The 3,880-nt window shown below is 73.0% G+C and carries 1 protein-coding gene; it reads right to left on the reverse strand.

The window, feature by feature from the left end:
• Nucleotides 1-3,880, reverse strand: a 3,880-nt coding sequence (locus tag ACFU6K_RS33360) for an amino acid adenylation domain-containing protein (RefSeq protein WP_380669463.1), incomplete at both ends; no start/stop codon positions are given.

A 3,880-nucleotide genomic window follows, 5' to 3' on the forward strand; every position in this document is an offset into this window, starting at 1 on the left:
GAACGGGGCCGATCTGGGCGAGCTGATCGGGCCTCGTCATTTCACCATGCCGCCCGGTCACCCGGTGCACCTCGATCCGACCGGTGACGTGGGCCCGCCAGTCCTCCGGCCGCACCGGGGGGCGCGGCTCCTCCCGGGTCGCCTCGAAGAAGAGCACATCGCCCCTGAACGTACGGGACTTGAAGGAGCCCAGCACCGCGATGTTCGCGAGGAAGACCCTGGCCATGGCCTCCAGCGCGGCGTCGTCGAGCAGGGCGAACGGACCGTCCGCGGCCCGCGCGGACTCCGGGTCGTGGCCGAGCGACTCCAGGAGCGCCCCGACGGCCTCCGCACCGGTCGACTCCCGGGCCGGCTCGGCCGATCCGCCGCCGCCCCCGCTCGGGAAGCTGTCCATCAGCGTGAGCGCTTCGACCTCCTCGCCCTCCTCCTGGAGCCGGACGGCGAGTTCGTGCGCCACGACCCCGCCGAACGACCACCCCAGCAGCGCGTACGGGCCCTGCGGCTGCACGGAGCGGATCAGCGCCAGGTAGTCGTCGACCATGGCGTCGAGGCCGGCCGGAACCGCCTCGGGGGCCAGCAGGCCGCGGGCCTGGAGACCGTACAGGGCACGGCCGCCGTCGAGGTGGCGGAGCAGGCCCGAGTAGACCCAGCTGACGCCGGCCGCGGGGTGCACGCAGAACAGCGGTCGGGCCTCCGGGCCGCTGCTCCTGCGCAACGGCAGCAGGGTGGCGAGCGCGCCGTCGCCGTCCCCCGCGTCGTCCAGCCGACCGGCGAGCGCGGCAACGGTGGGGGCGTCGAAGACGTCCCGGATGCCGATCTCGGCGCCGAGGGCGGTGCGGATCCGGCCGATCAGCCGGGCCGCGAGGAGCGAGTGCCCGCCCAGGAGGAAGAAGTCGTCGTCGATGCCCACCGACGGCACCCCGAGGACCTCGGCGAAGACCGCGCACAGGATCTCCTCCTGCGCCGAGCGCGCGGCCCGTCCGCCGCCTCCCGCACCGGCGACCGGAGCCGGCAGCGCCCGCTGGTCCAGCTTGCCGTGCGAGGTCATCGGCAGGTCCTCCAGCACCACGACCGCCGAGGGCAGCATGTGCCGCGGCAGACGGCCCGCGGCGAAGCGCTGCAGCTCCTCCGGGTCGGCCGCCCGGTCGGCGACCGGCACCACGTAGCCCACCAGGCGCCTGTCCCCCGGCTGGTCCTCGCGCGCCACCACGGCGGCCTGGGCCACCGCCTCGTGCGCCATCAGCACCGCGGCGACCTCGCCCGGCTCGATCCGGAAGCCCCGGATCTTCACCTGGTCGTCCGCGCGCCCCACGTACTCCAGGGCGCCGTCGGCGCGCCACCGCACGAGGTCGCCGGTGCGGTACATCCGCTCGCCCGCCGCACCGAACGGATCGGCCACGAAGCGCTCGGCCGTCAGGCCCGGCCGGCCCAGGTAGCCGCGGGCGAGGCTCTCCCCGGCGATGTACAGCTCGCCGGGAACGCCCGCCGGGACCACCCGCAGGCGGTCGTCCAGGACGTAGAGCCGGGTGTTGCGGATCGGCCGGCCGATGACCGGCCGCTCGTACGCGCCGATCACGGCGTTCGTGCTGTACACGGTGCACTCGGTGGGACCGTACTGGTTGTTGGCGGCGACCCCGGCCCGCCGCAGAACATCCCAGAGCGCCTCGTCGACGGCCTCACCGCCGACGTCCACGATTCGCGGACGGGAGGCACGCTGCTCGGAGAGCATCCCCAGCTCGATCAGTTGCCGGCAGTAGGTCGGGGTCGTCTCCAGGTAGTCGATCCGCTCGCCGTCGATGTAGTCGACCAGGAGCTCGGGCGTCCGGCGCGTCTCGTCGTCCACCAGGTGCAGCTGGTGGCCGTCCAGCAGCCAGAAGAGCAGCAGCCAGCTGGCGTCGAAGGTCGTCGCCCCGATCATGGCGGCCCGCAGGGGGCGGCCGGCCGAGGCGATGTCGGCCCAGTAGACGTCCTCCCGGTGGCTGTGGACGAGGTTGGCGAGGGAGCGGTGCTCGACGAGCACGCCCTTCGGCGTCCCCGTCGACCCGGAGGTGAAGATGGCGTACGCGGCGTGCTCGGGCCGCAGGGGCGCGAGCCGGTCGGCGTCCGACACGTCGGCCTCGGACCGGCGAGCCAGCTCGGCCGCCAGCGACGGCTCCGCCAGGTCCAGCAGGTGCGGCACCCGCCCGGCCGGACCGGCGAGACGTTCGGCGGTGTCCCGGCCGGTGATCACCAGGCCGGGCCGGCAGTCGTCGAGCATGTACCCGACCCGCTCGGCGGGGTACTCCGGGTCGACCGGGACGTAGCAGGCGCCGGCCTTCAGGATCGCCAGCAGCGAGACGATCAGGTCCGTGCCCCTCGGGAGCAGGACGGCCACGGACTGCTCCGGACCCACCCCGCGGTCGATCAGCAGCCGCGCCAGGCGGTTCGCCCGAGCATTCAATTGACGGAACGTCAGGACGTCGCCCTGGAAGACGAGCGCGGTCGCGTCCGGAGTCCGCCGGACGTGCCCCTCGAAGACCTCCGGAACCAGCCCGGCGTCCGCCGGGACGCGCGCGGTGTCGTTCCACTCGACGAGGATCTGCCGGCGCTCGTCCGGGGTCAGGATGTCGACCGCCTCGATCGACTGGTCCGGGTCCGCGACCACGGCGGTCAGCAGGCGGAGCAGGCGGTCCGCCAGCAGGGTCATGGTGGCGCGGTCGAACAGGTCGGTGGCGTAGTGGAGAACGGCGAGGATGCCGGAGGGGGCGCCGGCGGCGTCGCGGCTCTCGACGCAGGTGAGGTTGAGGTCGAACTTGACGGGCGGCATCCCGAAGGACTCGGGCCGGGCGGTCAGGCCCGGGAGTTCGAGCGTGCCCTCGTCGTTGTTCTGCAGGACCAGCATCACCTGGAACAGCGGATGCACGGAGCTGGAGCGAACGGGGTTCAGCTCCTCGACGAGCCGCTCGAACGGCAGGTCCTGGTGGGTGAACGCCGCCAGGTCGGTGTCCCGGACCCGCCCCAGCAGCTCACCGAAGGTGGGGGCGTCCGAGAGGTCGGTCCGCAGGACCAGGGTGTTGACGAAGAACCCGACCAGCTCGTCCAGCGCCTGGTCCGAGCGTCCGGCGACGACCGTACCGATCGGGAGGTCCGTGCCGGCGCCCAGGCGGGACAGCAGAGCCGCCAGGGCCGCGTGCAGGACCATGAAAAGCGTCACGCCGTGTCGGCGTGCCAAGGCGTCCAGCTCGGCGTGCAGGTCGGGGTCGACGTGGAACTGCAGCAGGTCGCCCTCGTGCGAGGCGGTGGCGGGGCGGGGCCGATCAAAGGGGAGAGCGACCTCCTGCGGCGAGTTCCGCAGAGCCTCGGACCAGTAGGCGAGTTGCTGGTCCATGGTGTCGCCGAGCTGGTTGTGCTGCCAGAGCGTGTAGTCCGCGTACTGGACGGCCAGCGGCTCCCACTCCGGGACGAGACCGGCCAGCCGGGCCCGGTAGGCCGAGGCGATACCCGACCAGAGCGGACCGGAGGACCAGCCGTCACTGGCGATATGGTGCAGGGTCAGGACCAGGACGGACTCGGTCGCGCCGAGGGTGAACAGCGCTACCCGCAGCGGCAGTTCGGCGGAGAGGTCGAAGGTGGCGAAGGCCTCGGCTTCGATCCGCGCTGCGGCCTCGTCGGCGGTGCACGGCTCGATCCTGAAGGGCACCTGGACGTTCTGGGCGGGCAGCACCAGCTGGCGGGGTTGGCCGTCGATCGCGGGGTAGATCGTCCGCAGGGCCTCGTGGCGGCCGACCACGTCACCGATCGCCGCTCGTAGCGCCTCGACGTCCACCGCGCCGTGCAGGCGGAACGCGAACGGACTGTTGTACGTGGCGGAGGCGCCTTCGAGCTGGTCGAGGAACCACAG

Source organism: Kitasatospora sp. NPDC057512 (assembly GCF_042802135.1).
In the GTDB taxonomy this organism is placed as follows: domain Bacteria; phylum Actinomycetota; class Actinomycetes; order Streptomycetales; family Streptomycetaceae; genus Kitasatospora.